We start from the raw sequence: 25,176 nt of genomic DNA on the forward strand, positions 1-25,176 counted from the left end.
GCGACCGCGGCGACCGGCCGCGCGGGAGGGGCACCCCGGGGTGCGTCACCCGCGCGCGGTCGCCGCGTCGTCGGGCGGGTCGACGCGCGGGCCCGGCTCGCCCTGCTCGCCCGGTCGGGGCGGGCGGCCGCCCGGCTCGCGCGGCCCGAGCCGGCTCGCGACCATCGGCAGCACGATCACCGACAGCACGCCCGCGCCGACGAGCGCAGCCCCGACCTGCGACGTCATGGCGCCCTGCTCGACGGCGATCTCCGTGAGCGCGACGAGCAGCGGCAGCGCGGTCGCCGCGTAGAGCGCGGTCTGGACACGCTCGACCGACGGCAGCTCGCGCCGGAACCACAGGAGCACCGGGCCGCCCCGCACGACCACCATGAGCGCGAAGAACGTCAGCGGCAGCAGCGGGGACGCGACGATGGAGTCGATGTCCAGGCCCATGCCGGAGCTCACGAAGAACACCGGCACGAACACGCCCCACGCGACCGCGTCGAGCTTCTTCTCCAGCGCCTCGACGTCGCCGGGCGCCCAGCGCCGCAGCACCATGCCGCCGACGAACGCGCCCAGCACCGCGTCGAACCCGAGCCCCGCGGCGAGCGCGAGCAGCACGACGAGCAGCAGCACCGTGAGGCGCAGCGTGCTCTGGCCGGTCCCGTGCTCCGCCGCGCTGAAGAGGCGGTCGCCGCCGAGGGCCTTGAGGCGCCCGAGCCGGCCCGGCAGCGCGGACAGCGCGACCGCGACGACCGCGAACAGGACGAGCAGGATCGCCGCGACCCCGCTCTCGCGCGTCCCGAGCAGCACGGCCATGGCGACGATCGGGCCGAGCTCGCCCACCGCCCCGACCACGAGCACCGCGCGGCCCAGCCGCGAGCCGAGCTGACCGCCGTCGCGCAGGATGGGGAGCACCACGCCGAGCGCCGTCGTCGTGAGCGCGATCGCCCCCGCCGCGACGGCGTGCGGCGAGTCGTGACCCACGACCACGAGGACGAGCACGGCGCCGACGACGAGCGACGTCAGCCATGCGGCTCCGGCCCGCCGTCCGACGCGCTCGCGCAGGAGGCTCGGCTCGAGCTCGTACCCGGCCAGGAGGAAGAGGAAGCCCATGCCGAGGTCCGAGAGGAGCGTGACGTCGTCGGGCGTGGCGAGGTCGAGCGCGGACGGCCCGACGAGGATGCCGCCCAGCAGCAGCACGACGACCTGCGGGACGCGCGACCGCACGGGCATGAGGCCCGTGAGCAGCGGCGCCAGCAGGGCGACGACGAACACCGGCACGAGCGGGGCGTAGACGTTCACGGACGGCTCCCGGTGGTCGGCGGCGGCGAGCACCAGGATGGCGCAGCGGCCGAGGTCGCGCGCGGGAAGCCGCGATGGACGGCGGCGGGCCTTGACGGTGCCCGCGTCCCGGCCTAGCGTCGGCCGGGCCGCGTGACGCGCGGCACCTGGATCGGCAGACAGGACCACTGAGCCGGCGCACCGTGGCGCCGGAGCCGCGCCCCGGTGAGCGACGAGCCACCAGGAGGCACCATGACCAGCACCGACGCAGCGACCAGGACGTGGGTCCGCGACCCGCTCGGCGTGTTCACCGCCGACGACTCCCCGGACGCCCCGGACGCGCGCGGCGGCCTCGTCGTCGAGGGCGGGGTGATCGTCGAGCTCGTCGCGGCCGGCGCGCAGCCGTCCGCTCCCGTCGACGAGACGTTCGACGCGTCGCAGCACGTGCTCACGCCGGGCCTGATCAACACGCACCACCACTTCTACCAGACGCTCACGCGGGCCTGGGGGCCGGTCGCCGACGCCCCGCTCTTCCCCTGGCTGCAGCGCCTCTACCCGGTCTGGGCGCGCCTCACGCCGCGCGACCACGAGCTCGCGACGACCGTCGCCCTCGCAGAGCTCCTGCTCTCCGGCTGCACGACGGCGGCCGACCACCACTACGTCTTCCCCGCCGGTCTCGACGACGCGATCGACCTCCAGGTCGCCGCCGTCCGGCGGCTCGGGATGCGCGCGACCCTCACGCGCGGGTCCATGACGCTCGGTCAGGACGACGGCGGCCTGCCGCCGCAGTCGGTCGTCCAGGACCTCGACACGATCCTCGCGGACTCGCGGCGGCTCGTGGACACGTACCACGAGCGGGGTGCCGGGGCGCAGGTGCAGATCGCGTTCGCGCCCTGCTCGCCGTTCTCCGTGACGACCGACGCGATGCGGGAGAGCGCGGCGCTCGCGGAGGAGCTCGACGTCCGCCTGCACACGCACCTCGCCGAGACGGTCGACGAGGAGGACTTCTGCCGCGAGCGCTTCGGGATGCGCACGGTCGACTACCTGGAGTCCGTCGGCTGGCTCACGGACCGCGCCTGGCTCGGCCACGGCATCCACCTCGACGACGACGAGGTGCGCCGCCTCGGGGCGGCGGGGACCGGCGTCGCGCACTGCCCGACGTCGAACATGCGCCTCGCGTCCGGCATCGCCCGGGCCGTGGAGCTGGAGGACGCGGGCGCTCCCGTCGGGCTCGGGGTCGACGGCTCGGCGTCGAACGACGCCTCGACGATGATCCTCGAGGCGCGCCAGGCGCTCTACCTCCAGCGCCTCCGGTACGGCGCGGACATCCCCGTGACCCGCGCGCTCGGCTGGGGCACGCGCGGGTCGGCGCGCGTGCTGGGCCGGGACGACGTCGGCGTGCTCGCGGTCGGCAAGCAGGCCGACCTCGCGCTGTGGCGGCTCGACGAGCTGCGCTTCTCCGGCGCGCACGACCCGGTCGCCGCGCTCCTGCTGTGCGGCGCCGACCGCGCGGACCGCGTCATGGTGGGCGGCGCGTGGCGCGTCGTCGACGGCGCGATCCCCGGGCTCGACCTCGGCGCCCTCGCGGCCGAGCACTCGGCGGCGGCCCGGCGCCTCGTCGCGGGGTGAGCCGCGGCCGGCGGGGACGGGCCGGGCCGACGCCCGGGCGCCCCCGCCGGCTCAGAGCTCGCGGTAGTAGTGGACGACGGGCAGCGCGGTGAAGCCGCTCGACTCGTACAGGGCGCGCGCTGCCCCGTGGCCCGGGTCGCCGCCGGTCCAGACGTTGGCGTAGGCGCACCCGGCGTCGCGCATGAGCGCGAGGGCAGCGTCCACGAGCCGGCGGCCGATGCCGTCGCCCTGCACGTCGGGGTCGACGGCGATGATCTCCAGGTCGGCGGTGCGCGCGCCCTCCGGCGCGGGCTCGCCGAGCACCGTGGTGGCGAACCCGACGACCCGGCCGTCGCGCTCCGCGACGACCGTCGTCGCGGGGTGCTTCTCGCACGCGCCCCGCACCTCCGCCGCCTGGCTGCGGCGCCAGTCGGGGTAGGCGAGGTCGTAGAGGCGCTCCCCGAGAATCTCGCGCCAGGAGGCGAACGCGCCCTCCCACGCGCGCAGCGACAGCGCGACGACCGCGTCGAGGTCGGCGGGGCGGTAGGGCCGCAGGGTGGTGGTCACCGCTGGAGCGTAGGGAGGGCGCGCGGCGTGGTGCCAGCGCTTTGCCGCGTCGCGCGGGCGGCGTCACGGGTGACGTCGGGCGGGCGATGTCGGACGGTCGCGACCGTCCCCGCTGGCCACGCACGAGTTGGAGGGCGGGACTTGACACAGGTCACACTAGGCGTTCGAATAGTGGAAGTAGTTTTCCGCCAAGCGGAACGATAGCTGACGAGGAGGTCCGCTATGAATGCGCGAGCCACGAGGGCCACGGACGGCGCCGAACGGCGTCCGGCACGCCCCGAGGACGAGCGGCTGCCCATCGGGTCGACGTTCGGGTACGGGTTCCAGCACGTGCTCACGATGTACGGCGGCATCATCGCCCCGCCGCTCATCGTGGGGAGCGCCGCGGGCCTGACCGGCGCCGAGATCGGGATGCTCGTCGCGGCGTCCCTCTTCATCGGCGGCCTCGCGACGATCCTGCAGACGGTGGGCATCCCCTTCTTCGGGTCCCAGCTGCCGCTGGTCCAGGGCGTGTCCTTCGCGGGCGTGTCCACGATGGTCGCGATCGTCAACGGCGGGGGAGGGATCCCGGGCGTCCTGGGCGCGGTGCTCGTCGCCTCCGTGATCGGCCTGCTCATCACGCCTTTCTTCGCGCAGATCATCCGGTTCTTCCCACCGGTGGTGACGGGCGTCGTCATCACGACGATCGGGCTCACGCTCATGCCCGTCGCGGCCAACTGGGCGATGGGCGGCAACGCGAGCGCGCCCGACTACGGCTCGGTGAGCAACATCGGCCTCGCCGCGCTGACGTTCGCGATCGTCATCCTGCTGTCCAAGGTCGGCAGCGGCACGATCTCGCGCCTGTCGATCCTCATCGCGATCGTCGTCGGGACGCTCATCGCGCTCGCGCTCGGCAAGGCCGACTTCTCCGGCGTGGGCGACGGGCCCGTCGCCGCGTTCCCGTCGTTCCTCGGCTTCGGGGCGCCGACGTTCGAGATCGCCGCGATCATCTCCATGCTCATCGTCATCCTCGTGACCCTCACCGAGACGACGGCCGACATCATCGCCGTCGGCGAGATCGTCGGCACCAAGGTGAACCGCAAGCGCATCGCGGACGGCCTCCGGGCCGACATGGCGTCGTCCATCGTGTCGCCGTTCTTCGGGTCGTTCACGCAGTCGGCGTTCGCGCAGAACGTCGGCCTCGTGGCCATCACGGGCGTGAAGTCGCGGTTCGTCGTGGGGGCGGGCGGCGCGATCCTCGTGATCCTCGGCCTGCTGCCGGTCCTCGGCCGCGTCGTCGCCGCGGTGCCGACGCCGGTCCTCGGCGGCGCGGGCGTCGTCCTGTTCGGCTCGGTCGCGGCGTCGGGCATCCGCACGCTCGCCAAGGTCGACTACTCGCGCCCGATGAACCTCATCATCGTGGCGGCGTCGATCTCGTTCGGCATGATCCCCATCGCCAAGCCCGACTTCTACGACCAGTTCCCCACGTGGTTCGGGATCATCTTCCACTCGGGCATCAGCTCGGCCGCGGTCATGGCGATCCTGCTCAACCTGCTCTTCAACCACCTGAAGTTCGGCACGCCGCCCGACCCGTCGGTGTTCGCCGCCGGGGCGGAGCACGGGGCGAACGCCGTGGACGACGAGGACCTCGACGACCTCCAGGACGACGGCGTCCTCAACGGCTCGACGCGCCGACCGGTCGCCGTCGACGCCGCGGCGCCGACCCCCGACGCCCCGGCGCCGGACGGCGACGGACGACAGACCGGCACCGCCGCCGGAGCGGGCGACCGCGCCGACGACCCGGCCGCGCCCGGCGACGGCACCGCCGCGCCGCGCCAGCACGCCGTCGCCCCGCTCCCGCGGACCGCGACCCCGTAGCGACGGCACAGCGTCGTGCCCGACGCCGCCCCGCACTCCACGCGTCCCTCACGCCGGGTGCGGGGCGTCGTCGCGCCCGGGCCGTGTAGCGTCGTGGGTCGGCGTCGAGCACGGCGTCCCGACCCCGACCGCAGGACCGCACCATGAGCACCCCCACGCCCGAACGCCCGGCACCGTCCGCGAGCGGGGCCCCGTCCACGACCGGGCCGACCGGCGACGCGACCGTCGACAGCGGCGCGGACCCGAGCGCCGACCGAGGCGCCGACCCGAGCGCCGACCACCTGGGCAGCGGGCTGCGCACGCGGCACCTGACGATGATGGGCCTCGGCTCCGCGATCGGCGCCGGGCTGTTCCTCGGCTCCGGCGTCGGGATCGCCACCGCCGGCCCGGCCGTGCTCGTGTCGTACGCGATCGCGGGCGTCGTCGTCATCCTCGTCATGCGGATGCTCGCCGAGATGGCGAGCGCGCGCCCCGCGAGCGGGTCGTTCTCCGTCTACGCGGAGGAGGCGCTCGGGCCGTGGGCCGGGTTCCTGCTCGGCTGGCTGTACTGGTTCATGCTCGTCATGGTGCTCGGCGCCGAGATCACCGGGGCCGCGCGCATCGTCACCGGCTGGTACCCCGACATGCCGCAGTGGGGCGTCGCGCTCGCCGTGGTCGTCGTGTTCGCGGTGATCAACCTGTGGGGCGTGCGGCAGTTCGGCGAGCTCGAGTTCTGGTTCGCGTTCGTCAAGGTCGCGGCGATCGTCGGGTTCCTCGTCGTCGGCGTGCTGCTCGTGCTCGGCCTGCTGCCCGGGACGGAGCCCGTCGGCACGTCGAATCTGCTCGGCCAGGGCGGCTTCGCCCCGGAGGGGTGGGGCGGCATCGCGGCGGGGCTGCTCGTCGTCGTCTTCGCGTTCGGCGGCATCGAGATCGTCACGATCGCCGCCGCCGAGGCGCGCGAGCCGCGCACCGCCGTCGCGCGCGCGACGCGCAGCATCGTGTGGCGGATCCTCGTGTTCTACCTGGGCTCGGTCGCGATCATGGTGCTCGTGCTCCCGTGGGACTCGCCGCTGCTCGCCGAGAGCCCGTTCGTCGCGGTGCTCGACCTCGCCGGGCTGCCGGGCGCGGCGCGCGTCATGGAGGTCGTCGTCGTGGTCGCGCTGCTCTCGGCGTTCAACGCGAACGTGTACGGCACGTCGCGCATGGCCTACTCGCTGGCCGGGCGCGGCGACGGCCCGCGCGCGCTGCGGCGCGTGTCGCGGCGCGACGTCCCCTGGGTGTCGGTGCTGGTCTCCGTGTTCTTCGCGCTCGTCGCGGTCGGGCTGAACTGGCTCCTGCCGGAGGCGCTGCTGGGCATCCTGCTCAACGCCGTGGGCGCCGCGCTGCTCGTCGTGTGGGTCCTCGTCGCCGTCTCGCAGCTGCGGCTCCGCCGCCGGATCGAGGCGCAGGCCCGCGCGTCGGGCGAGCCGATGGCGCTGCGCATGTGGGGCTTCCCGTGGCTCACGTGGGCGGTGCTCGTGGGTCTCGCGGCGCTCGCCGTCCTCATGCTGACCGACGCCGCCGCGCGCGCCCAGCTCGTGTCCACCGCGGGTCTCGTGGCCGTGATCCTCGCCGTGTACCTCGTCACCCGGCGGGGCCGGGCGCGGCGCGATGCGGCGGCGGGGGCGCGCGCCGACGGGTGAGCCGTCGTCCACGGCGTGCACGGACGTGCGCCCCGGACGGTGCACAATGAACGGATGACCTATCGCGTCCTGAGGCTCATCCTGTCGCTGCTCGCCTACGTGCTGCTGCGGCCCCAGGTGACAGGACGCAACAACATCCCGCGCCACGGCGCGGTGATCCTCGCGAGCAACCACCTGTCGTTCATCGACTCGCTGCTCATCCCGATCGTCGCGCCGCGGCACGTGACGTTCCTCGCCAAGGCCGAGTACTTCACGGGCCGCGGGATCAAGGGCCGCCTGTCGCGGTGGTTCTTCACGACGATCGGCATGATCCCCGTCCAGCGCGACGACCCGCGCGCGGGGCAGCGCTCGCTCGAGGACGCGCTCGAGGTGCTCCAGCGCGGCGGCGCGTTCGGGATCTACCCCGAGGGCACGCGTTCGCGCGACGGCAAGCTGCACCCGGGCCGCACGGGCGTCGCGTGGCTCGCGCTCGCCGGGCACGCGCCCGTCGTCCCCGTCGCCGTGCGCGGCACGGACAAGGTCCAGCCGGTCGGCAAGCGGATCCCGCGCCTGCACCGCGTCGAGGTGCACTTCGGCAAGCCCATCGACCCGCAGCGCCAGATCACGGCCGGGACCAAGCCGGCGCAGGCGCGCCGCGAGCTCACGGACGAGGTCATGGCGTCGATCCACCGCATGAGCGGCCAGGACCTCGCGGCCTGACGGCGGTCAGCCGCCGATCGAGCTCAGGCCGAACGCCGTCGCGAACCCGAGCACGGTGACGAGGCCGGTGACCGGGCCGCCGAACTCCGTCGCCTCGGGGATCATCGTGTCGACGAGCATGGTGAGCAGCGCCCCCGCGGCGAACGCCTGGGTGACCGCCACGACGGCGGGCGACGCGCCGTCGAGCGCGAGGTAGCCGATCCCGGCCGCGAGCGCCGAGACGAGCGTCGTCGACCCCCACAGCACCCACAGCCGCGACGGCTTCGTGCCGGCCTTGAGCAGCCCCGCCGTCGCTGACATCGCCTCGGGCAGGTTGGACACGAAGACGGCGGCGAGCATCGCGACGCTCACCCCGCCGCCCCCGATGAGCGTCGCGCCGAGCACCACGGACTCGGGGATGCCGTCGAGCACGGTGCCGAGCGCGATCGCCGCGCCGCCGGTCCCGCCCGCGGCCTGGACCGACTCCTTCTGCACGCCCGTGGAGCGCTTGCGGCCCTCGCCGCCCATCCGGTCGATGATCCGGTCGCCGACGAAGAACGTCAGCGCCCCGCCCGCGAGACCCGCGAGCAGGACGAGCCCGCTCGCGCGGGTCGACGCGTCCTCCACGAGGTCGTAGGCGACCGCGCTGATGAGCACGCCCGAGCCGAACGCCATGACGAGCCCGACGAGCCGCTGGCCCGGCGGGCGCCAGAAGACGAGCGCGGCCCCGAGGAGCAGCGACGACGCCCCGACGAGGCCCCACCAGAACCCGATCACGCTCCCATTGGACCAGCGGGCGTGCCGGGGCGCGCGGCGTCGCGCACGCCGCGGTTCCCCCGTCGAGGGGATGTGCCGCGCGGGCGGCGCGGTGAGACTGGGGGCCATGACGACCGACGCGCGCCCGCCGCGAGGGTGGGGACCGGTGCTCGCCCCGTTGCGCAGCACGGCCACGGTGCGCGCCGGGGTGTTCCTCGTGGTCGGCGGCGTCGTCGCCGGGGCGTATGCGGCACTCGTCGCGGGGTTCGCGCAGATGTTCGCGTCCCTCCAGACGCCGCGGGTCGCGACGGTCGTCCTGGCGCTCGTGACGGCGGTCCTCGCGAGCGCGCCCCCGTTCCTCGCGCCCGTGCGGACGCTCGAGATCGCGGCGGCGCGGACGTTCCTCGACGTCGACGTGCCGCTCCCCGCGGCCGGTGCCGCCCCGCCGGGGGCGGCGACGCGCTGGCGGGCCGCAGCCTGGTACGCGCTGCACCTGGCCCTCGGGGCGGCGGTCGTGGTCGTGGTGCTGTTCGGGGTCCCGGTCGCGACGCAGCTCGTGCTGTCCGCGACGGGCGTCGAGCCGGTGCTGCTCGCCGACTGGCGGCCGTGGGAGGCGCTGCCCGCGTGGACGTGGCTGCTCACCGCGGTGCTCGTGCTGCTCGCCGTCCCGTACGTCGTGGCGCTCGCGCGCGCCGTGCTGCGCCAGGCGGCCCTCCCGCTGCTCGGCCCGGACCAGACGGAGCAGATCGCGGAGCTCGAGGCGGCCGCGGACCGTGCGGCCGAGCGGGGCCGGCTCGCGCGCGAGCTGCACGACTCGGTCGGCCACGCGCTGACCGTCACGACGCTCCAGGCGGCCGCGGCGGCACGCCTGCTGGACTCCGACCCGCCCGCGGCGCGCCGTGCGCTCGCCGCGATCGAGGAGACGGGCCGCAGCGCGATGGCGGACCTCGACCACGTGCTCGGCCTCCTGCGCGCGGACGTCCCGGGGGCGCCGCCCCGCGCCCCGGCCCGCACGCTCGCCGACCTCGACGCCCTGCTCGACGACGCGCGCGGCACGGGCGCCGACGTGCGGCTCGCGCGGGACGGCGCCGCGCTGCCCGACGTCCCGCGCGCCGTGTCGCAGGAGGCGTACCGGGTCGTGCAGGAGGCGCTGACCAACGCGCTGCGCCACGCGCCCGGCGAGCCCGTCGCCGTCGAGGTGGCGCCCGGTCCCGGTGACGCGCTGGTCGTCGAGGTGCGCAACCCGCTCGGGGCGGGCGCGCGGCGTCGGGCACCCGACGGCGGCGCGCGCGAGCACCGCGGCCTCGCGGGCATGCGCGAGCGGGCCCACCTGCTGCGCGGGGAGGTCGCGGCCGGTCCCGCGCCCGACGGCGGCGCCTGGGTCGTGCGCGCGACGTTCCCGCGCGCGGGGTCGTCGCGATGAGCGCGGGCCCCGGCAGGAGCGGTCCCGTGACGGGGACGGTCCGCGTGGTGCTCGTCGACGACGAGCCGCTCGTGCGCGCGGGGCTGCGCGTCATCCTCGACGCGGAGCCGGACCTGGAGGTCGTCGGCGAGGCGGGGGACGGCGCGGAGGTGCCGGGCGTCGTCGCGCGGTCGCGCCCCGACGTCGTGCTCATGGACGTGCGGATGCCGCACGTCGACGGGATCGCGGCGACGCGGGCGCTGCTCGCGCGCGACGGCGCGCCGCGCGTCCTCGTGCTCACGACCTTCGAGAACGACGACCACGTGCTCGACGCGCTCCGGGCCGGGGCGCACGGGTTCCTGCTCAAGCGCGCTCGCCCGGAGGAGGTCGCGCAGGCGGTGCGCGTCGTCGCGCGCGGCGAGTCGCTGCTCTTCCCCGACGCCGTGCGACGCCTCGCGACGGCGCACCCGCCCACGGGCGACGCGCTGCGGAGCGCGCGCCTCACAGAACGGGAGGGGGAGGTGCTGCGGCTCGTCGCGCAGGGACTGTCGAACGCGGAGGTCGCGGCCGAGCTCTACCTCGGCGTCGAGACCGTGCGGACGCACGTGGGCAACGTCCTCGCCAAGCTGGGCGTGCGCGACCGCACGCAGGCCGTGGTGCGCGCCTACGAGTCGGGGTTCGTGCGGGCGGGCTGACGCGCGCGCCGACCGCCCCGGTGCGACGATCGCGCCATGGACCTCTCCGTGCTCACCCGCCCTGCCCCGCCCGTGCCGCCCGTCGCGACGGTCGCGCGCGTCACGCTGGGGCTCGCCCTGGTCGGGGCAGGGATCAGCCACCTCACGGTCGCGCGCGAGGAGTTCCAGGCGCAGGTCCCGTCCTGGTTCCCCGTGGACGACGACGTGACGGTGCTCGCGTCGGGCGCCGTCGAGATCGCGCTCGGCGGGTCGCTCGTCGTGCTGTCCCGGTGGCGCGTCGCCGTCGGGCTCGTCGCCGCCGCGTTCTTCGTGGTGATCTTCCCGGGGAACGTCGGGCAGTGGCTCGAGCACCAGGACGGGTTCGGCCTCGACACCGACGCCAAGCGGTTCGGGCGCCTGTTCTTCCAGCCCGTGCTCGTGGCGTGGGCGCTCTGGTCCACGGGCGCCCTCCGGGCGCTGCGTCGGGCGCGCCCGCGCGACTGATCCCCTGACGCGCCGGCCGGTCGCTGCCGGACCGGTCGCGCCGGAGGGCGGTCACCCGCGCGGGGGAGCGGGCTCGCCGTGCCGGGGGATCCGCTGGCGGGCGGGGTCCGGGAGCGTCGAGGCATGACCACCTCGACACCGCACCCGCCCCTGTCCGACCGCACGCCCGCACCCGCGTCGTCGGGTCGCGGCGGTGGACCGTCGACCCGCGGCGGGCCACCCGCCCGTCCCGGGCGGGCGTCCCGAGGTCGCTGGGTCGCCCCCGCCGCAGCCGCGTGGTGGACGCTCGGCGGCGTCGCCGCGCTCGTCGTCACCCTGACCGGCGGCACGCTCGCGGTCGGTGCCGCGAACGACCTGTCGTTCGGCGCCCTGAGCAGGGTCCCGGGCGCGACCCTCACGCCGTGGGTCGCGGTCCTCGCGCTCGTCGGTGCGGCCACCGCGCTGCGCGCGTGGCTCGGCGGACGGCGCGGTCCCGTTGCCCGGGCGGACCGCGCGCTGACCGTCGCGGCGACCGCGGTCGTCTCGGCCGGGGTGCTCGCCCTCACCGACGCGTCGATCCTCGCCCGGCTCGGGTACCTGCCGGTCACGCTCGTCATGGCGCCGTTCGACCCCGTGATCCGCGCCGCGTTCGAGGACTTCCTCGGCGCCGGCCCGCTCACGCAGCTCGCGCTCCTCGGCGGCGGCGCCCTGCTCGTCGCCTCGACGTGGCGGTTCGTGCGCCGCGGGGCCGGGGCGTGCGCGTCCTGCGGGCGCCGCCACGACGGCCGCGACCCGGCGTGGACCACGCCCGCCGCCGCGGCGCGCTGGGGCCGGACGGCCGCGCTCGTCGCCGCCGCGATCCCCACCTTCTACGCGGTCACGCGCATCGCCTGGGTGCTCGGCATCCCGCTCGGCTTCTCGCCCGACGACGTCGCGCAGCTCGCCGGGGACGACGGCTGGGTCGCGGCGCTCGGGCTGGGCGGCTTCGCGCTCGTCGGCGCGGTGCTCACGCTCGGCCTGTTCCAGCGCTGGGGCGAGGTCTTCCCGCGCTGGGCGGTCGGGCTCGCGGGCCGCCGCGTGCCGGTCGGGCTCGCGGTGGTCCCTGCGACCGTCGTCGCGATCGCGGTGCTCCCCGCGGGGCTCTCGCTCATCGTCCTCGGGTTCGGCGAGAGCCGGCTGGCCCTGACCGCGGACTCGTGGGGCGCCGTCGGGCCGACGCTCCTGTGGCCGGTCTGGTCGCTCGCACTCGGCGCCGCGACCTACGCCTACTGGCTCCGACGCCGTGGCGCGTGCCGGGTGTGCGGGCGCGGGTGAGCCGGGCGGCGTTGGCCCGGAGCGCGCACCAGGACCCAGAATCAGGAGCGGGTACCGATCGTGCAGAGAGAGGCTCCTCATGTCCGACACGCTCACGCCGCAGGCCGCCGCCGCCCGAGCAGGCGTCAGCCTCGACACGCTCCGCTACTACGAGCGGGAGGGGCTCATCGGGCCGATCGCCCGCACGGCCGGCGGGCACCGGGCCTACGACGGGGACGACCTGTTCTGGATCGGGCTGGTGACGTGCCTCCGGGACGCCGGGCTGGGGATCTCCGAGCTGCGCGAGTTCACGTCGCTCCTCCGCCGCGAGGGGAGCCCCGCGGACCGCGTCGCGTTCCTCCAGGGCCATCGTCGGGAGCTGCACGAGCGCAGGGCGCGGATCGACCTCGCGCTCGGCGTGCTCGACGACAAGATCGCGTACTACCGCGAGCAGGCGGGAGAGGGCCCGGGCACGAGCGTCGAGGGGGAGCCGGCTCCGCCGTCGAGCACCGCTTGACCTGGAGCGCGCTCCAGCATCGAGCATCGGGGCATGACCGCACAGCAGAACGCCCCCCAGATCGTCCTCGGGACCATGGACCACGGCACGCGCGTGGAGCAGACCACCGCGTTCCGGCTGCTCGACCGCTTCGTCGAGGCCGGTGGCCACTGGCTCGACACCGCCAACTGCTACGCCTTCTGGACCGACCCGAGCGGGCTGGGCGGCGCCAGCGAGCGCGTGCTCGGTGCGTGGCTGCGGGCGAACCCGGGGGCGCGCTCGGCCGTCGGGCTCGCGACCAAGGTCCGTCAGGACCCGCTGGTCGCGCACGCGTGGCCCGAGAGCGCGGAGGGGCTCTCCGCGTCCGCCGTCCGGGCCGGGCTCGACGGGAGCCTCGAGCGCCTCGGCGTCGACCACGTCGACCTGCTGTGGGCGCACGCGGAGGACCGCACGGTCGACCTCGGCGAGACCGTCGCCGCGTTCGGGGAGGCGGTGGCCGAGGGGCGTGCCACCCGGATCGGCGCGGCCAACCACGCGTCGTGGCGGGTGCAGCAGGCGCGTGACCTCGCGCGTCGGCAGGGCGTGGCCGCGTGGTCGGCGCTGCAGCTCCGGCACTCCCTCGTGCAGCCCCGCCCGGGCACGACGGTCCCGGAGGCGGGCCACAAGCTCCTGTCCCCGGACGACCTCGACCACGCCCGCACGGAAGGGCTCGACCTGTGGTGCTACACGCCCCTGATGATGGGCGGGTACACCCGCGCGGACCGTCCGTTCTCCGCGGGCTACGCCCACCCCGGGACCGAGCGCGTGCTCCGCGTGCTCGACGAGGTCGCCCGGGAGACCGGTGCGACGCCGAACCAGGTCGTCCTGGCCTGGCTGATGAGCCAGGGGATCTCGCCCATCGTCGGGGCGAGCAGGATCGAGCAGGTCGACGAGGCGATGGCCGCGCGCGACGTCACGCTGTCGCCGAGCCAGCTCGACCGCTTCGCCGACGCCCGCTGACCCCTCGGCGGGGTTACTGCGGCTCGACCGGGCCGTCCTGGCCGGCCACGAGGTCGCCGCAGCTCGTCTCCTGGGCTGTCGTGACGACCGGGTCGTCGGCGGCGGCGCCCTGCGCGACCGTCTCCTCCTCGCCGTTCGTCGCGACCTTCGCGCCCGTGTCGAGGTCGACGAAGGTGCGCGACACCGTGAAGGTGGAGCCGTCGTCGGGCACGGCATTGAGGCCCGCGAGGCGCAGCGTGCCGTCGACCTCGGTGCAGCCGACGCCCGTGCCGAAGCCCGTGAAGCCCTTGTCGAACGTGTAGGGCTCGTCCTGGGCGTTCTGCGTCGGCGTCAGGGCGCAGTCGGCGGCCGAGAGCAGCAGGACCTCGCGGCCGGTGTCGACGAGCGCGATCGGCGCGGTCCCGTCGCCCGCCGCGACGAGCTGGACGATCGCGCTCGCGGGCTGCGGGCTCGCCGACTCGACGGGTGCGGAGAACGTGGCGCCGGACGCCGTCGTGATGCCGAACGTGCGGTCCGCGCCGCCGGTGAGCCACGCGGTGTCCGGGCGGCCGTCGCCGTCGACGTCGACGACCTCGTGCGTGCTCGCCCCGGCGGGGACGCCGTCACCGGTCGCGGGGCACCCCTCGGCGGCGGGGGTCGAGGCGCCGTCGGTGGGCGACGCCGCGTCGGTGGGGGACGGGCTCGCGGGAGCGCTGGTCGACGGCGCGGGCGTCTCGACGGCGGGGCCGTCGTCCGTCGGGCGGTTGACCAGCCACACGACGAGCGCGATCACCAGCACCGCCACGACAGTGACGACGATCCACGGCCAGGTGCGGCGCGTCGGCGCGGGCTCGGGGTCGGGCATGGGGAACGGGTCGTGAGGCGTGGTCATGTCCTCAGGCAACCACCACGCGCGGGGGACGGCACCCCGGACGCGTCACGTTGCGTCACGTCCGCCCGAGATGCGAGAACCCGCTTCCGGTCGACCGCCCGGCCCGAGGACCATGTCGCCATGACCGGCACCCGACCTCCCGCCGAGCGCGCCCCGCGCCTCGGCGTGCTGTGTCGACGGGGCGACGGACCCCGACACGTCGCGAGGTAGGCCCCGCTCTCGCGGTCGTCGAGCGGCCGTCCGTCGCCCCTGCCCGGACCGCCGACCTCCCGACTCTCTGCGACAGGACCACCATGAGCGAGCACGAGACCCCCGGCGCCGCGCGCGTCGAACCACCCGTCACCGTCGAGACCGTCCGCCGCGTCCACCTCTCCGAGGACTGGCTCGCGACCGGCGTCGGCCTCCTGATCGTGGCACTCGGCCTCCTCGGGCTGATCCCCGAAGGGCTGGTGCCGTGATGAGTGCCCCCACCCCGCCGCCCGCGGCGACGAGCACCACGCCGACCACCGACCCGGCGACGGACCCCGAGGGGCGCGGCCCGACGTCGGGCACGAGCCTGGAGGAGTCCGTCGTCCAGGACGGGCGCAACCCCGGGGCGGGCTACGTCGTCGCCGGGGTCGTCGTCCTCCTCGGCCTCGCGTGGTCGGTCCGCTACCTGGAGCAGCACGTGCCCGACTGGCTCGCGGGCACGCCGCTGGCGGGCATCGCCAAGGCGGTCGAGTACCCGGTGTACGCGATCGCGCTCGGCCTGCTCGGCAACCTCGTGCTCACCGCGCTCGGGCTCCGCGACCGGCTCGCCGCCGCGTTCCGCACCGAGCTCTTCATCAAGACCGGGCTCGTCCTGCTCGGCGCGACGGTGAACCTGGCGCTCATCGTGTCCGCGGCGGGCCCGGCGATCGCCCAGGCGTTCCTGCTCATCACGCTCGTGTTCGGGTTCACGTGGTGGCTCGGCGGGCGGCTCGGCATCGAAGACCGGCTCCGGGCGCTGCTCGCGTCCGCGGTGTCGATCTGCGGGGTGAGCGCCGCGATCAGCGCGGCCGGTGCGGTGCAGGCGAAGAAGGAGCAGCTCGCGTACACGGCGAGCGTCGTCATCCTCTTCGCGCTCCCGTCGATCTTCGTCCTCCCGGCGCTGGCCGAGTCGCTCGGCCTCAGCCCCGCCGTCGCGGGCGCCTGGATCGGGGGCAACATCGACACGACGGCGGCCGTCACCGCGGCGGGCGCCCTCGCGGGGGACGAGGCGCTCCAGGTCGCCGCCATCGTCAAGGCGACCCAGAACGCGCTCATCGGCGTGGTCGCCGTCGCCCTCACCGCGTACTTCGCGTTCAAGGTCGAGCGGACGCCGGGAGCCTCGGCCCCGCGCGTGCGCGAGCTGTGGACGCGGTTCCCGAAGTTCGTGCTCGGCTTCCTCGCCGCGTCCGTCGCCGCCACGGTGTACGTCGGCGCCGTGGGCGCCGACGCGTCGGCGGACCAGATCGCGGTCCTCAAGTCGCTGAGCACCGTGTTCTTCATCGTCGCGTTCGTCTCGATCGGCCTGGAGTTCAAGGTCACGGCCGTGCGCGAGGCGGGCTGGAAGCCGCTCGTCGTGTTCGGGTCCGCGACGGTGTTCAACCTCGTGGTCGGGCTCGCTCTCGCGAGCGTGCTGTTCGCGAACCTGGAGGTCTGAGGCGCCAGCCCTGACGCGCGAGGTAGAGGCGTGGTCCTCGGACCGCGCCTCTACCTCGTGGTGCGGGGCCCCGAGCGGCGCCGGACGGTCAGCGGTGCAGGACCCGGGCGAGCGAACGGGTGAGCGCGTCGCCGTCGGGTCCGTGCGCCGTCGGGACGCCCCCGACGTCGCCCGGCAGGCTGCCCGGCGCGGGCAGCGGTGAGCCGTGCGCGAGGACCTGCTGCGCGGGCGTCAGCTCGCGGATCGCGACGGCCGCCACGTGGCCCGGGTGGCGCCGCGCGGCGCGCGCGTAGATGTCGGGGTCGTGCTGTCCGTCGTCGCCGATCAGCAGCCAGTCGACGTCAGGCAGCTCGCGGAACAGCCGGTCGAGCGACGTGTCCTTGTGCTCCGGGCCGCTGCGGAACCAGCCCGTGTTCGTGGGGCCCCAGTCGGTGAGCAGCAGCGGGCCGGGCGGGAAGCCGTGGCGCTGGAGGAAGCGCCGCAGGTTGGCGGCGGTGTTCCACGCGCCCGTCGACACGTAGACGAACGGGGTGCCGGGCCGCGACGTCGCGATGCCGCGGTACAGCGCCGCCATGCCCGGCACCGGCACGCGGGCGCTCGAGTGCCGCACGAACGTGTTCCACGCCGCGATGAACGGGCGCGGGACGGCGGTCACCATCGCGGTGTCGTCGATGTCCGAGACGACGCCGAGCCGGCGCCCGTCGGCCACGACGAACACCCGGCCGGTCGCCGTCGCGCCCGCCGACGTCCGGAACGAGACGTCGTGCCAGCCCGGCGCGAGGTCGACGTCGATCACCCGGTCGAGGTAGCCGCCGCGGTCGGACACGAGGTCGACCGTCGTGCTGCCCACCCGCACGCGGACCTCCTCGCGCGGGGCCGGGGCGGTGAAGAAGTACCGCCAGCCGCGGCGGTCCGCGGACTCGCGCTCGTGCAGCGCCGGGTCGAACGCGGGGCTCGCGAGCAGCACCCGGCCCAGCACGCGCACGCGGCGCGGGCTCCCGTAGCCGGCGAACGGCTCGACGCGCGGGCGCCACCCGCGGGCCTTCTGGAAGCGGGAGACGACGGCGCGCCACCGGTCCTCGAGCCGCGCGGCCCGGTGGGGGCGCTGGCTCGGGGTGGGCTCGCTCGGGACGGTCGGTACGGGTGCGGTCTGTGGCATGGCTCGCGGCGCTGTCCTCGGTCGGGGGTGGCGGGTCAACCCTGTCACAGCCTGCCCACGAGCGCGGGGTGTCGCTCGGGGCGGCGGTCGTCGCTCGGGACGGCGGCCGTCGCCGACGAGCGCGTGCGGGCCCGGCGGGTCGTGCCTAGCGTGGCCGCGTGAGCGACGAGACCTCCCGGAACCCTGCCGACCTGCCCGGCCGCCCCGTGCCCGACGGCGTGAGCGACGCGACCGTCGAGGCGCTCGGGGCCCTGAGCGAGGCGCTCGAGACGACGGAACGCGCGCGCGGGCACCTCTACACGTTCCACCAGCTCACCGGCGAGGCGGACCTCGCCCTCGGCGACGCGGTCGAGAAGCTGCGCGCCGCAGGGCACGCCGAGGTCGCGGACCGCATCGAGACGGACCTCGTGGGCCGCAACGTCGTCCCCGGCCGCTGGACGTTCCAGCTCGTCGAGGAGTACGACGACGGCTACTGGTCGGCGTTCCGCGAGCACGAGCGCGCCGCGCGCGACGGGCTCGCGGGCGGCGCACGGCACCTGTTCGAGGCCCGGATGAAGCAGGACCGGCGCACGGCGGGCCGCCCCGGGCACGAGGCCGGCCCCGACGACGTGCGGTGACGTCCCGTCGGTCGGCGCAGGACCGCGGTCCGCGCGACCGATGAGTCCGGGCGCGCTCGTCGGTCCCAGGGGCAGGACCGACGAGAGGACCGCCATGACCACCACCGACCAGCCGGCCGCGCGACCCGACGCCCCCGACGCACCCGAGGGCACGCTCGTCCCCGGTTTCAGCTCTCCCGGCGCGCGCCCCGTCCCGTGGGAGACGGTGCGCGGCGCGCTCGAACGGGCCGAGATCTCGTGGATCTCGACCGTGCGCCCTGACGGGCGCCCGCACGTCACGCCGCTCATGACGGTCGTCGCCGACGGCAGCCTCCACGTGACCACCGGGCCCGACGAGCGCAAGGCCCGCAACCTGGCCGAGAACGCGCGCGTCGTCCTCACGACCGGGACGAACGCCTACGAGGACGCGCTCGACGTCGTCGTCGAGGGCACCGCCGCGCGCGTCACCGACGACGCGGCGCTGCGCCGCCTCGCCGAGCGGTGGCGCTGCAAGTACGGCGACGACTGGACGTTCGACGTCGGGGACGGCGTGTTCCTCCACGACGGCGACCCGGCGCTCGTCTTCGCCGTGCGGCCCGAGGTCGTGTTCGCGTACGAGCGCACGTCCGAGCACGCGGCGATGCGGTGGCGGTTCGGCCAGGACGGTCCGGAGCCGGGCCCGGGGTCGCCGCGCGCGCCGCAGCCCGCCCCGTGAGGCGGGCTGCGGCGTCGGGCGGGGTCAGTTGCGCGTGATGGTGAAGGTCGACGTCGTGTTCTCGATGTCCCGGTAGTTGCCCGAGAACGTGAGGTTGGTGAACGTCGCGGTGCCGACGGCCGGCCCCTGGCCCGCCTCCGGCATCGGGTTGGCCCAGATGCCGTAGCCGGACTTGGCGTCGTAGGCGTCGCCGCTCTTCTTCGCCCCGGTGATCGTGACGTTGGTGAACGTCGGGTTCTGGAAGGTGTTCTGCGGCTGCCCGCCGACGTAGTTCGTCTGGAACATGATCCCGGAGTACGTCGGGTCGACGACGTCGAGGTTGTTCACCTGGATGTTCCCGAACGCCTTGGACGCCGAGAACATCCAGACGGCCCCGAACACCTGGTTGCCCCAGAAGTGCCCGCCGGAGCGGACGACGGTGATCCCGTCGAACACGGTGGGCGCCGGGCCGAAGCCCTCCATCGGGTACCCGAAGTCGAGCGAGCTGATCGTGACGCCCGAGTAGACCAGGGTGTCCGCGATGTAGATGTTGCGGAACGTGTTGTCCTGGCCGCCGTAGACCGCGAGCCCGGCGGCGCGCCACGTGTTGGTCGAGGTGAGGTTCTCGAACACGTTGCCGCGCTGCCCGCTGCCGCCGTTGTCGGTGGCCGCGAAGAGCGCGAACGAGTCGTCGCCCGTGCCGCGCGCCTGGTTGTTGTGCACGTGGTTGTTCGCGCTGCCGTTGGTCATGTTGATCGCGTCGGCGAACGTGTTCCGGATGCGGGAGTTCTTGACCTCCGAGTCGTCCATGTTCGAGGCCCAGAACATGCAGATCATGTGCTCGACCCAGATGTTGTCGATCGTCATGTTCTTCACGTTGGCGAAGTCGAACACCTTGCCCGGCCCGTCGATGCGCGACGTGTAGTTGCCGAAGTAGGCGAAGTCGCGGAACGACGAGCCGTTGGCGCTCGCCTCGCCACGGAAGCCGACGTCCGTGTTCTCCTGGCCCTGCGGCGCGAAGAACCGCGTGAACCACGGCCCGGCGCCGACGACGTCGACCCCCTTGCCGTACACCTGGAACTTGCTCGCCGTCTGGTAGTCGCCCGCGGGCAGGTAGACGCCCTTGAGCGTCCCCGTCGTGTCCATGCGGACCTTGTCGAGCGCGGCCTGGACGTCCTGGTGCGTGAAGCCCGTGGGCTGCGTGTACTGCGCGGGGTTCGGGTTGGCTCGCGGCGTCGCGAGCTCGAGGTCGACGAAGTCGATCGCGTACTGCGACGTGTTCTGCGCGGTCTTCTGCAGGCGGATCTTCGAGCCCGCGGGGACCGTGGTGCCGAGCAGGGTGCTCGCCTCGTCGTAGATATGGCGCGGCGCGCCCTGGCTGGGCTGGTTGCCCGGGTTGGTCTCGTTGCCGTAGAGCCACGCGTAGCGCGACGTCAGGTCGATGTTCTTGAGGAACTGGCCGTCCACGTAGATCGCCAGCGTCGCGTTCGTGCCGCCGCCGCCCGCCGAGTCCGGGATGGAGAAGCGGGTGAGGAGCGTGTTCGTCGGAGCCTTGGTGGTCCACTCGACGTAGGCGCCGGTCTGGTTGAGCGTCACCGCGCGACGGCCGGACGCCTCGCCTGCGAGGTCGCCGACGACGCGGTTGGGAGCGAGCACGCTCGCGCCGCCACCCGTGACGCCGTCCTCGGCCTCGTACGTGTCGAACGGGAGGTTGGCGCCGCGTCCCACGAACAGCGCGCGGGTCGCGGTGTTGTTGGCCTGCTTCGCGGCGACCTCGGTGGAGTCCGGCGCGGCGACGACCTTGACGTCGTAGCTGCCGTTCGCGGCGGTCCACGTGCCGAGGTTGACGCTCGCGCTGCTCGCGCCCGCGGCGATCGCGCCGCTCACGGAGCCGGTGAGGGTGCGCACGACGGCGCCCGTCGCCTTGTTCGTCACGGTCACGGTGAGGCCGTGCGCCGCCGCGGAGGTCGCGACGTTGCCCTGGTTGGCGATCGTCGCGGAGAACGTCACCGTGCTGCCCGCCGACGGGTTGGTCGGCGCCCACGTGAGCGTCGGGACGAGGTCAGAGCTCGGGACGGCCGTGACGACGAGCGGGGTGGGGTTCGCGTAGGCGTTGTTGCTCTCGTCCTGCTCCGGGACCGTGCCGCCCGCGTCGGCGACCGCGCCGATCGTGTAGCTGCCTGCGGGGCGCGCGCCGACGTCGGCGGTGACGGTCGCCTGGGCGCCGGCGGCGAGGCCGCCGACCGGCTTCGTGGCGACCGTCTGGCCGTTGAGCGTGAACGCGACGTCGGTCGCGGCGGACGCCTGGGTGCCGATGTTCTTGACGACGGCCGACAGCGTGATCGCCTGCGACTCGAGCGGTGACGCGGGGGTCGCGGTGACGCTCGTGACGACGAGGTCGGGGTTGGGCGCGGGGGTGCCGAACACCTGCAGCTCGGCGACCTGGCCGTTGCCGGAGCCGGTGTTCCCGGTGAACCGGAGGCGCACGTCCTTGGCCGTGCCGGTGACGGGCACCGTCACCGTGTTCCCCGACGTGGGGGAGAACGCGTAGCCCGCCGACGGCTTGAGCGTCTGCCACGCGCCGGTCGCGGTCGCGCGACCCTGGACCTCGAAGGTCTGGGTGCGCGGGCCCCAGGCGGACGCCGGCGGGAGCTTGACGACGACGTTCGTGAGCTGCGTCGCGGAGTCGAGGGACACGCTGAGCGTGCTCGGGTACTGGCCGCCCGCGCCCTCCCAGTAGGTCGACGTGCTGTCGTCGTTCGCGTTCTTCGCCACGAACTGCCACTCCGTCGACGACGCCTCGATCGGCTTGTTCAGGGCGAGGTTGGTGCCGGCGGGCGGCTGGGGGTTCCCGGGCCCCGGGTCCGTGCCGCCGGCGGTGCCGCGCACCTCGAGCTCCGAGAGCTGCCCGGCAGGCCAGCCGGTGTTCGCCGTGATCTGCACGCGCACGTAGCGGGCAGGCGTGTCCGGCACGTCGATCGTCACGGTGTTCCCGGACCCCGGGGCGAACGTGTACGCCTGGCTCGCCGTGAGGGTCGTGAAGCTCGAGCCGTCCGTGCTCGACTCCACGCTGAGGGTCTGGCTGCGCGCCCCCCAGCCCGTGGGCAGCTTGAGCACGAGGTCCTCGACCGTGGCGGTCGCGCCGAGGTCGACCTGCGCCCACTGCGGGAACGTGTTGTTTGTCGACTCCCAGTACGTGCTCTGGTTGCCGTCGGTGAGGTTGCCGGACAGGTACGGCGAGGTGTTGCTGCTCGCGGCCGTCGCCTTGCCGGTGGACAGCACCGTGGGCGCCGCCGTCGCGGTGGTCGTCAGGCCGAGCGGGACGAGCAGGGCGGTCGCCGCCGCCGTCGCGGCGACGAGCCGGAGCCGGCGCCGGCGCTGCGGTGCGCGGACAGGTGTGCGGTTCGACGTGCTGGGTCGATGTCTCATCGGTGTCCTCGATCTCCCGTCGTCGTCGACGGGCGTCAGGCCGCGCCGAGCGCGACCCCGCACCGGACCGGACGGCCGGGTCGGAGGACGGGCCACGGCGCACGTCCGGCCGTGGCCGGATGGCTCGGGTCAGTACCTTCGAGAATTGCGGACCCGCTGTGCCGCACCGCACAACGGAGTGTTGATTTCTTGCGTCAACACGCAAGAACGCTACTGCCGGGTGAAGGGCGCGTCAAGAGATGTCGCAAGCACCCCATGCGCCCGGTTGGTCGCACGAGCAGCCGCCGTCGCGAGGGGGGCCCGCTCTTCCCTCGGCGAACCACGGTGCCCCCTCGCGCGCGCAGGGTTCACCGCGACGAACGGGGGCCGGGCGCCCGGGGGCAGGGGTCGGTGGCGCGGGTCGCGGCCGCCGTGACGGTGCCGTCCTCCTCCGCGCTCGACGGCGGCCTCCTCGATCAGCACGCCCGTGTGGTGCGCGACCCGCCGGTCCAGCGGCTCGAGGCCGGCGTCCGACCCGAGGTCGGCCTCGAGCGCCCCGGCGCCGTACCCGGCCGCGAGCGGCTCGAGGCAGGGCTCGTGGACCTCGGCCTCGCCGCCTTCTCTCCGACCTGTGTCGGCGGGGTGCGACCCTTGCGCACCGGTAGGGTCCGCGCATGATGCTGTCCACAGGCCTGGGGTTCCTCAGCCTGCTCTACGTCCTCGTGCTCGTGACGACCGCGGTGCTGGTCATCTGGGCGCTGGTGCTGACGATCATGCTGCTCCGCAGCGTGCTCGCCGAGCGCGCCGCGCGCGGACCCGCGGGCTGGCCGCCGCCGCTCTGACGTGCTCCGTCGCGGTCAGTCGACCGCTGGCCCGAAGCGCTCGGTCTTGATCCGCGCCGGGTCGTGGCCGAGCGCCACGAGCTGCCGCGCGACGGCCTCGACGAAGCCCGTCGGCCCGCACACGAAGCACGCGGGCTCGATCTCGGGCGGCCAGCCCCACGTGGCGAGCTCGCGCCGCTCGACGCGGCCCGGCCCGCGCGTCGAGCCGAGCGGGGTCGAACGGGTGTGGACCACGTGGACGTCGAGCCCGTCGTGCGCGGCGGCGAGGCGGTCCAGGTCGTCCACGTACAGCATGTCTTCAGGACGGCGCACCGAGTACACGAGCCGGAACGGCGTGCGGTCGCCGGCGTCGCGCCGGGTGCGGAGCATCGCCATGAGCGGGACGAGGCCCGACCCACCGGCCGCGAGCAGCACGGGCGTCCCGGCGTCGCGCTCCGGCGACCAGACGAACCACCCGCCGACCGGCCCGCGCAGCTCGATCGCGTCGCCCACCGCGAACACGTCGGTGAGGTACGTCGAGACCTCGCCACCGGGGACCCGCTGGACGGTGACCTCGACGCGCGCGGGGGCGCCGCCGTCGGGCACCGTGCCGTCCTGCGGGACGGCGGGCGGACCGCCCGGGGAGGGGTCGTCGTCGGGCAGAGGGGTGCGCGTCGCGGCGCTGCCGATCGAGTAGCTGCGCTCGGCGGTGTAGCCGTCGGGCGCGGTGAGGCGCAGGTCGACGTGCTGGCCGGCGAGGTGGCCGGGCCACGCGGGGACCTCGAGGACGAGCGTCCGCGCGGACGGGCTCTCCGCCCACGCGTCGACGAGCGTCGCGACCTGCCAGCGCGACGGCGTCGCGTACCGCGCGCCGAGGCGGACGGGCGCCTCAGTCACCCTGGTACCTCTGCTCGCGCCACGGGTCGCCGAGGTCGTGGTAGCCGAGCCGCTCCCAGAAGCCCTGCCGGTCCATGGGCATGAGGGTGATGCTGTTGACCCACTTCGCCGACTTCCAGAAGTACAGGTGCGGCACGAGGAGCCGCGCGGGGCCGCCGTGCACGGGGTGCAGCGGAGCGCCGTCGAACGTGTGCACGACCCACGCCTTGCCGCCGAGCAGCTCGGCGACCGGGAGGTTGGTCGTGTAGCCGCCGTAGCAGCCGATCATCGCGAAGTCGGCCGTGGACTCGACCTCGCCGAGGAGCGTGTCGAGCGAGACGCCGCGCCAGGACGTGCCGAACTTCGACCAGCGGGTGACGCAGTGGATGTCGACGGTCGGCTCGTCCTGGGGGAGCGCCAGGAGGTCGGCCCACGACCAGGAGCGGGTCGCGCCGGTCTCGGTGGTGACGTCGAAGCGCCAGGTCGCGGTGTCGACGCGCGGTGTGGGCCCTGCCGAGAGCACGGGGAAACCGGTCTCGACGTACTGGCCCGGCGGGAGCGCCACACCCTGCGGGCGTGGCCGGCCCTGGAAGCCGGGGGTGAGGGTGCTCATGGCTCACGGTAGGCGCGGCCCGCCAGGCCGCGCCAGGGGTGAGGCGTCCGCGTCGCCCGGCGGCGGTGCGGCGACGAGCCGCACGACGGCGTCGCGCAGCCACGCGCGGTACCGCTCGCGCGACCAGCCCGCACCGGCCGCGAAGTGCGTCCAGCCCTCCGGCGCGAGGAGGTAGGACAGGGTCTCGGCGGCCTCGTCCCGCGGCGCGCGCAGCCGGAACCCGTGGTCCGCGAGCACGTCGACGCTCGCGCGCAGGTCCGCGCGACGGCGGTCGAGGAGCGCCGCGAGCTCGGCGGCGACGGCCTCGTCGGACCGGGCCGCCGACGTGAACGCCGACCACAGGGCCGCGACGCGTTCGTTCGCCGCCGCCACGAGCGCGACGAGCCCGTCGAGGAAGGCCTCGGGGTCGGTGGTCCCGGCGACGGCGCGACCCTCGGGCCGGGCGGCGAGCGACTCCTGGCCCTCGGACCCTGCGAACGTCACCTCGAAGGCCGCGAGGAGCAGGGCGCGCTTGGGCCCGTGCGCCTTGACGGTCTCGAGGGACACGCCCGCCCGCTCGGCGACGCGCGCGAGGGTCGTGCGCTCGTAGCCGCGCTCGGCGAGCTCCTCGGCCGCCGCGCGCACGACGCGCTCGCGGGTGCGCGCGGCCTGCTCGGCGCGGAGGTCGGACGTGTAGGCGCGGGGGACCACTATTGACTACCCCTCCAGGGTGATGAATACTCCTGACGGTTACCG

General features: G+C 74.9%; 24 protein-coding genes. 15 read left to right on the plus strand and 9 right to left on the minus strand.

All coding sequences use genetic code 11. The features are described from left to right. Positions 1 to 45 precede the first annotated feature (45 nt). Positions 46 to 1,287 carry a cation:proton antiporter gene (locus BXA05_RS05595; protein WP_211435827.1) on the minus strand — a complete coding sequence of 414 codons (1,242 nt, stop codon included), beginning with the start codon at positions 1,285 to 1,287 and terminating at the stop codon, positions 46 to 48. 231 nt (positions 1,288 to 1,518) lie between these two features. Here BXA05_RS05595 and BXA05_RS05600 point away from each other — a divergent pair, with 231 nt between their 5' ends. Then, a complete protein-coding gene (locus tag BXA05_RS05600; RefSeq protein WP_076404256.1) occupies positions 1,519 to 2,895 on the plus strand; it encodes an 8-oxoguanine deaminase in 1,377 nt (458 codons plus the stop codon). Between the two features lie 51 nt (positions 2,896 to 2,946). Here the strand turns inward: BXA05_RS05600 and BXA05_RS05605 are convergent, their stop codons facing one another. Further along, the gene (locus BXA05_RS05605) at positions 2,947 to 3,441 is read right to left on the minus strand and encodes a GNAT family N-acetyltransferase (RefSeq protein ID WP_076404257.1); all 495 of its coding nucleotides are present in this window, start codon (positions 3,439 to 3,441) and stop codon (positions 2,947 to 2,949) included. Positions 3,442 to 3,663: 222 nt separating this feature from the next. Between BXA05_RS05605 and BXA05_RS05610 the strand changes: the two genes are divergently transcribed. The 3 genes from BXA05_RS05610 (at position 3,664) to BXA05_RS05620 (ending at position 7,658) form a co-directional block, all read left to right on the plus strand. Further along, positions 3,664 to 5,298 (plus strand): nucleobase:cation symporter-2 family protein, encoded by a 1,635-nt coding sequence (locus BXA05_RS05610; RefSeq protein ID WP_083711527.1) that lies wholly within the window; start codon positions 3,664 to 3,666, stop codon positions 5,296 to 5,298. A 143-nt stretch (positions 5,299 to 5,441) separates the two neighbouring features. After that, complete coding sequence (locus BXA05_RS05615) at positions 5,442 to 6,959, plus strand: amino acid permease (protein ID WP_083711529.1); 1,518 nt, start codon at positions 5,442 to 5,444, stop codon at positions 6,957 to 6,959. Positions 6,960 to 7,013: 54 nt separating this feature from the next. Next, positions 7,014 to 7,658 (plus strand): lysophospholipid acyltransferase family protein, encoded by a 645-nt coding sequence (locus tag BXA05_RS05620; protein ID WP_061268954.1) that lies wholly within the window; start codon positions 7,014 to 7,016, stop codon positions 7,656 to 7,658. A gap of 6 nt (positions 7,659 to 7,664) precedes the next feature. Here the strand turns inward: BXA05_RS05620 and BXA05_RS05625 are convergent, their stop codons facing one another. Beyond that, positions 7,665 to 8,414 carry a ZIP family metal transporter gene (locus BXA05_RS05625; RefSeq protein WP_034654794.1) on the minus strand — a complete coding sequence of 250 codons (750 nt, stop codon included), beginning with the start codon at positions 8,412 to 8,414 and terminating at the stop codon, positions 7,665 to 7,667. Between the two features lie 106 nt (positions 8,415 to 8,520). On the opposite strand from BXA05_RS05625, the gene BXA05_RS05630 reads away from it, so the two are divergent. From BXA05_RS05630 to BXA05_RS05655, 6 genes are all read left to right on the plus strand, one after another. Beyond that, the gene (locus tag BXA05_RS05630) at positions 8,521 to 9,816 is read left to right on the plus strand and encodes a sensor histidine kinase (RefSeq protein ID WP_076404258.1); all 1,296 of its coding nucleotides are present in this window, start codon (positions 8,521 to 8,523) and stop codon (positions 9,814 to 9,816) included. Positions 9,817 to 9,842: 26 nt separating this feature from the next. Further along, a complete protein-coding gene (locus BXA05_RS05635; protein WP_244550392.1) occupies positions 9,843 to 10,490 on the plus strand; it encodes a response regulator in 648 nt (215 codons plus the stop codon). 36 nt (positions 10,491 to 10,526) lie between these two features. Continuing rightward, complete coding sequence (locus tag BXA05_RS05640) at positions 10,527 to 10,973, plus strand: DoxX family protein (RefSeq protein ID WP_076404260.1); 447 nt, start codon at positions 10,527 to 10,529, stop codon at positions 10,971 to 10,973. A gap of 123 nt (positions 10,974 to 11,096) precedes the next feature. Further along, positions 11,097 to 12,266, plus strand: a complete 1,170-nt coding sequence (locus BXA05_RS05645; protein ID WP_170963138.1) for a hypothetical protein — start codon at positions 11,097 to 11,099, stop codon at positions 12,264 to 12,266. A gap of 79 nt (positions 12,267 to 12,345) precedes the next feature. Then, positions 12,346 to 12,762 carry a MerR family transcriptional regulator gene (locus BXA05_RS05650; protein WP_076404261.1) on the plus strand — a complete coding sequence of 139 codons (417 nt, stop codon included), beginning with the start codon at positions 12,346 to 12,348 and terminating at the stop codon, positions 12,760 to 12,762. 33 nt (positions 12,763 to 12,795) lie between these two features. Continuing rightward, positions 12,796 to 13,740, plus strand: a complete 945-nt coding sequence (locus BXA05_RS05655) for an aldo/keto reductase (RefSeq protein ID WP_076404262.1) — start codon at positions 12,796 to 12,798, stop codon at positions 13,738 to 13,740. A gap of 13 nt (positions 13,741 to 13,753) precedes the next feature. Here BXA05_RS05655 and BXA05_RS05660 read toward each other — a convergent pair whose 3' ends face one another. Then, the gene (locus BXA05_RS05660) at positions 13,754 to 14,611 is read right to left on the minus strand and encodes a hypothetical protein (protein WP_143311058.1); all 858 of its coding nucleotides are present in this window, start codon (positions 14,609 to 14,611) and stop codon (positions 13,754 to 13,756) included. Positions 14,612 to 14,904: 293 nt separating this feature from the next. Here BXA05_RS05660 and BXA05_RS19980 point away from each other — a divergent pair, with 293 nt between their 5' ends. Then, positions 14,905 to 15,069, plus strand: coding sequence for a hypothetical protein (locus tag BXA05_RS19980; protein WP_021483057.1), 165 nt, complete (start codon positions 14,905 to 14,907; stop codon positions 15,067 to 15,069). Then, a complete protein-coding gene (locus BXA05_RS05665) occupies positions 15,069 to 16,274 on the plus strand; it encodes a YeiH family protein (protein WP_083711533.1) in 1,206 nt (401 codons plus the stop codon). The genes BXA05_RS19980 and BXA05_RS05665 overlap by 1 nt, the downstream gene beginning before the upstream one ends. Positions 16,275 to 16,362: 88 nt before the next feature. Here BXA05_RS05665 and BXA05_RS05670 read toward each other — a convergent pair whose 3' ends face one another. Continuing rightward, positions 16,363 to 17,433 (minus strand): App1 family protein phosphatidate phosphatase, encoded by a 1,071-nt coding sequence (locus BXA05_RS05670; RefSeq protein ID WP_076404263.1) that lies wholly within the window; start codon positions 17,431 to 17,433, stop codon positions 16,363 to 16,365. Positions 17,434 to 17,591: 158 nt separating this feature from the next. Between BXA05_RS05670 and BXA05_RS05675 the strand changes: the two genes are divergently transcribed. Together BXA05_RS05675 and BXA05_RS05680 are read left to right on the plus strand one after the other, a co-directional pair. Continuing rightward, positions 17,592 to 18,050: a hypothetical protein gene (locus BXA05_RS05675; protein ID WP_076404264.1), complete on the plus strand. Its 459-nt coding sequence runs from the start codon at positions 17,592 to 17,594 to the stop codon at positions 18,048 to 18,050. Positions 18,051 to 18,144: 94 nt separating this feature from the next. Next, entirely contained in the window at positions 18,145 to 18,744 is a 600-nt protein-coding gene (locus BXA05_RS05680) for a pyridoxamine 5'-phosphate oxidase family protein (protein ID WP_076404265.1), read from the plus strand. Between the two features lie 24 nt (positions 18,745 to 18,768). Here BXA05_RS05680 and BXA05_RS05685 read toward each other — a convergent pair whose 3' ends face one another. Further along, positions 18,769 to 22,152 (minus strand): discoidin domain-containing protein, encoded by a 3,384-nt coding sequence (locus BXA05_RS05685; protein ID WP_076404266.1) that lies wholly within the window; start codon positions 22,150 to 22,152, stop codon positions 18,769 to 18,771. Positions 22,153 to 22,805: 653 nt separating this feature from the next. Between BXA05_RS05685 and BXA05_RS19985 the strand changes: the two genes are divergently transcribed. Continuing rightward, the gene (locus BXA05_RS19985) at positions 22,806 to 22,973 is read left to right on the plus strand and encodes a hypothetical protein (protein ID WP_170963139.1); all 168 of its coding nucleotides are present in this window, start codon (positions 22,806 to 22,808) and stop codon (positions 22,971 to 22,973) included. A 15-nt stretch (positions 22,974 to 22,988) separates the two neighbouring features. On the opposite strand, the gene BXA05_RS05695 is transcribed toward BXA05_RS19985, so the two are convergent. The 3 genes from BXA05_RS05695 to BXA05_RS05705 are packed head-to-tail and all read right to left on the minus strand — an operon-like array spanning position 22,989 to position 25,131. Continuing rightward, positions 22,989 to 23,849 carry a ferredoxin reductase gene (locus tag BXA05_RS05695; RefSeq protein ID WP_076404268.1) on the minus strand — a complete coding sequence of 287 codons (861 nt, stop codon included), beginning with the start codon at positions 23,847 to 23,849 and terminating at the stop codon, positions 22,989 to 22,991. Beyond that, positions 23,842 to 24,441, minus strand: coding sequence for a sulfite oxidase-like oxidoreductase (locus BXA05_RS05700; protein ID WP_076404269.1), 600 nt, complete (start codon positions 24,439 to 24,441; stop codon positions 23,842 to 23,844). Before BXA05_RS05700 ends, BXA05_RS05695 begins: the two co-directional genes overlap by 8 nt. Before the next feature lie 3 nt (positions 24,442 to 24,444). Beyond that, positions 24,445 to 25,131 carry a TetR/AcrR family transcriptional regulator gene (locus BXA05_RS05705; protein WP_244550393.1) on the minus strand — a complete coding sequence of 229 codons (687 nt, stop codon included), beginning with the start codon at positions 25,129 to 25,131 and terminating at the stop codon, positions 24,445 to 24,447. Positions 25,132 to 25,176 lie beyond the last annotated feature (45 nt).

The sequence above is a fragment of the Cellulosimicrobium funkei genome (genome assembly GCF_900155925.1).
Taxonomy (GTDB): domain Bacteria; phylum Actinomycetota; class Actinomycetes; order Actinomycetales; family Cellulomonadaceae; genus Cellulosimicrobium; species Cellulosimicrobium funkei.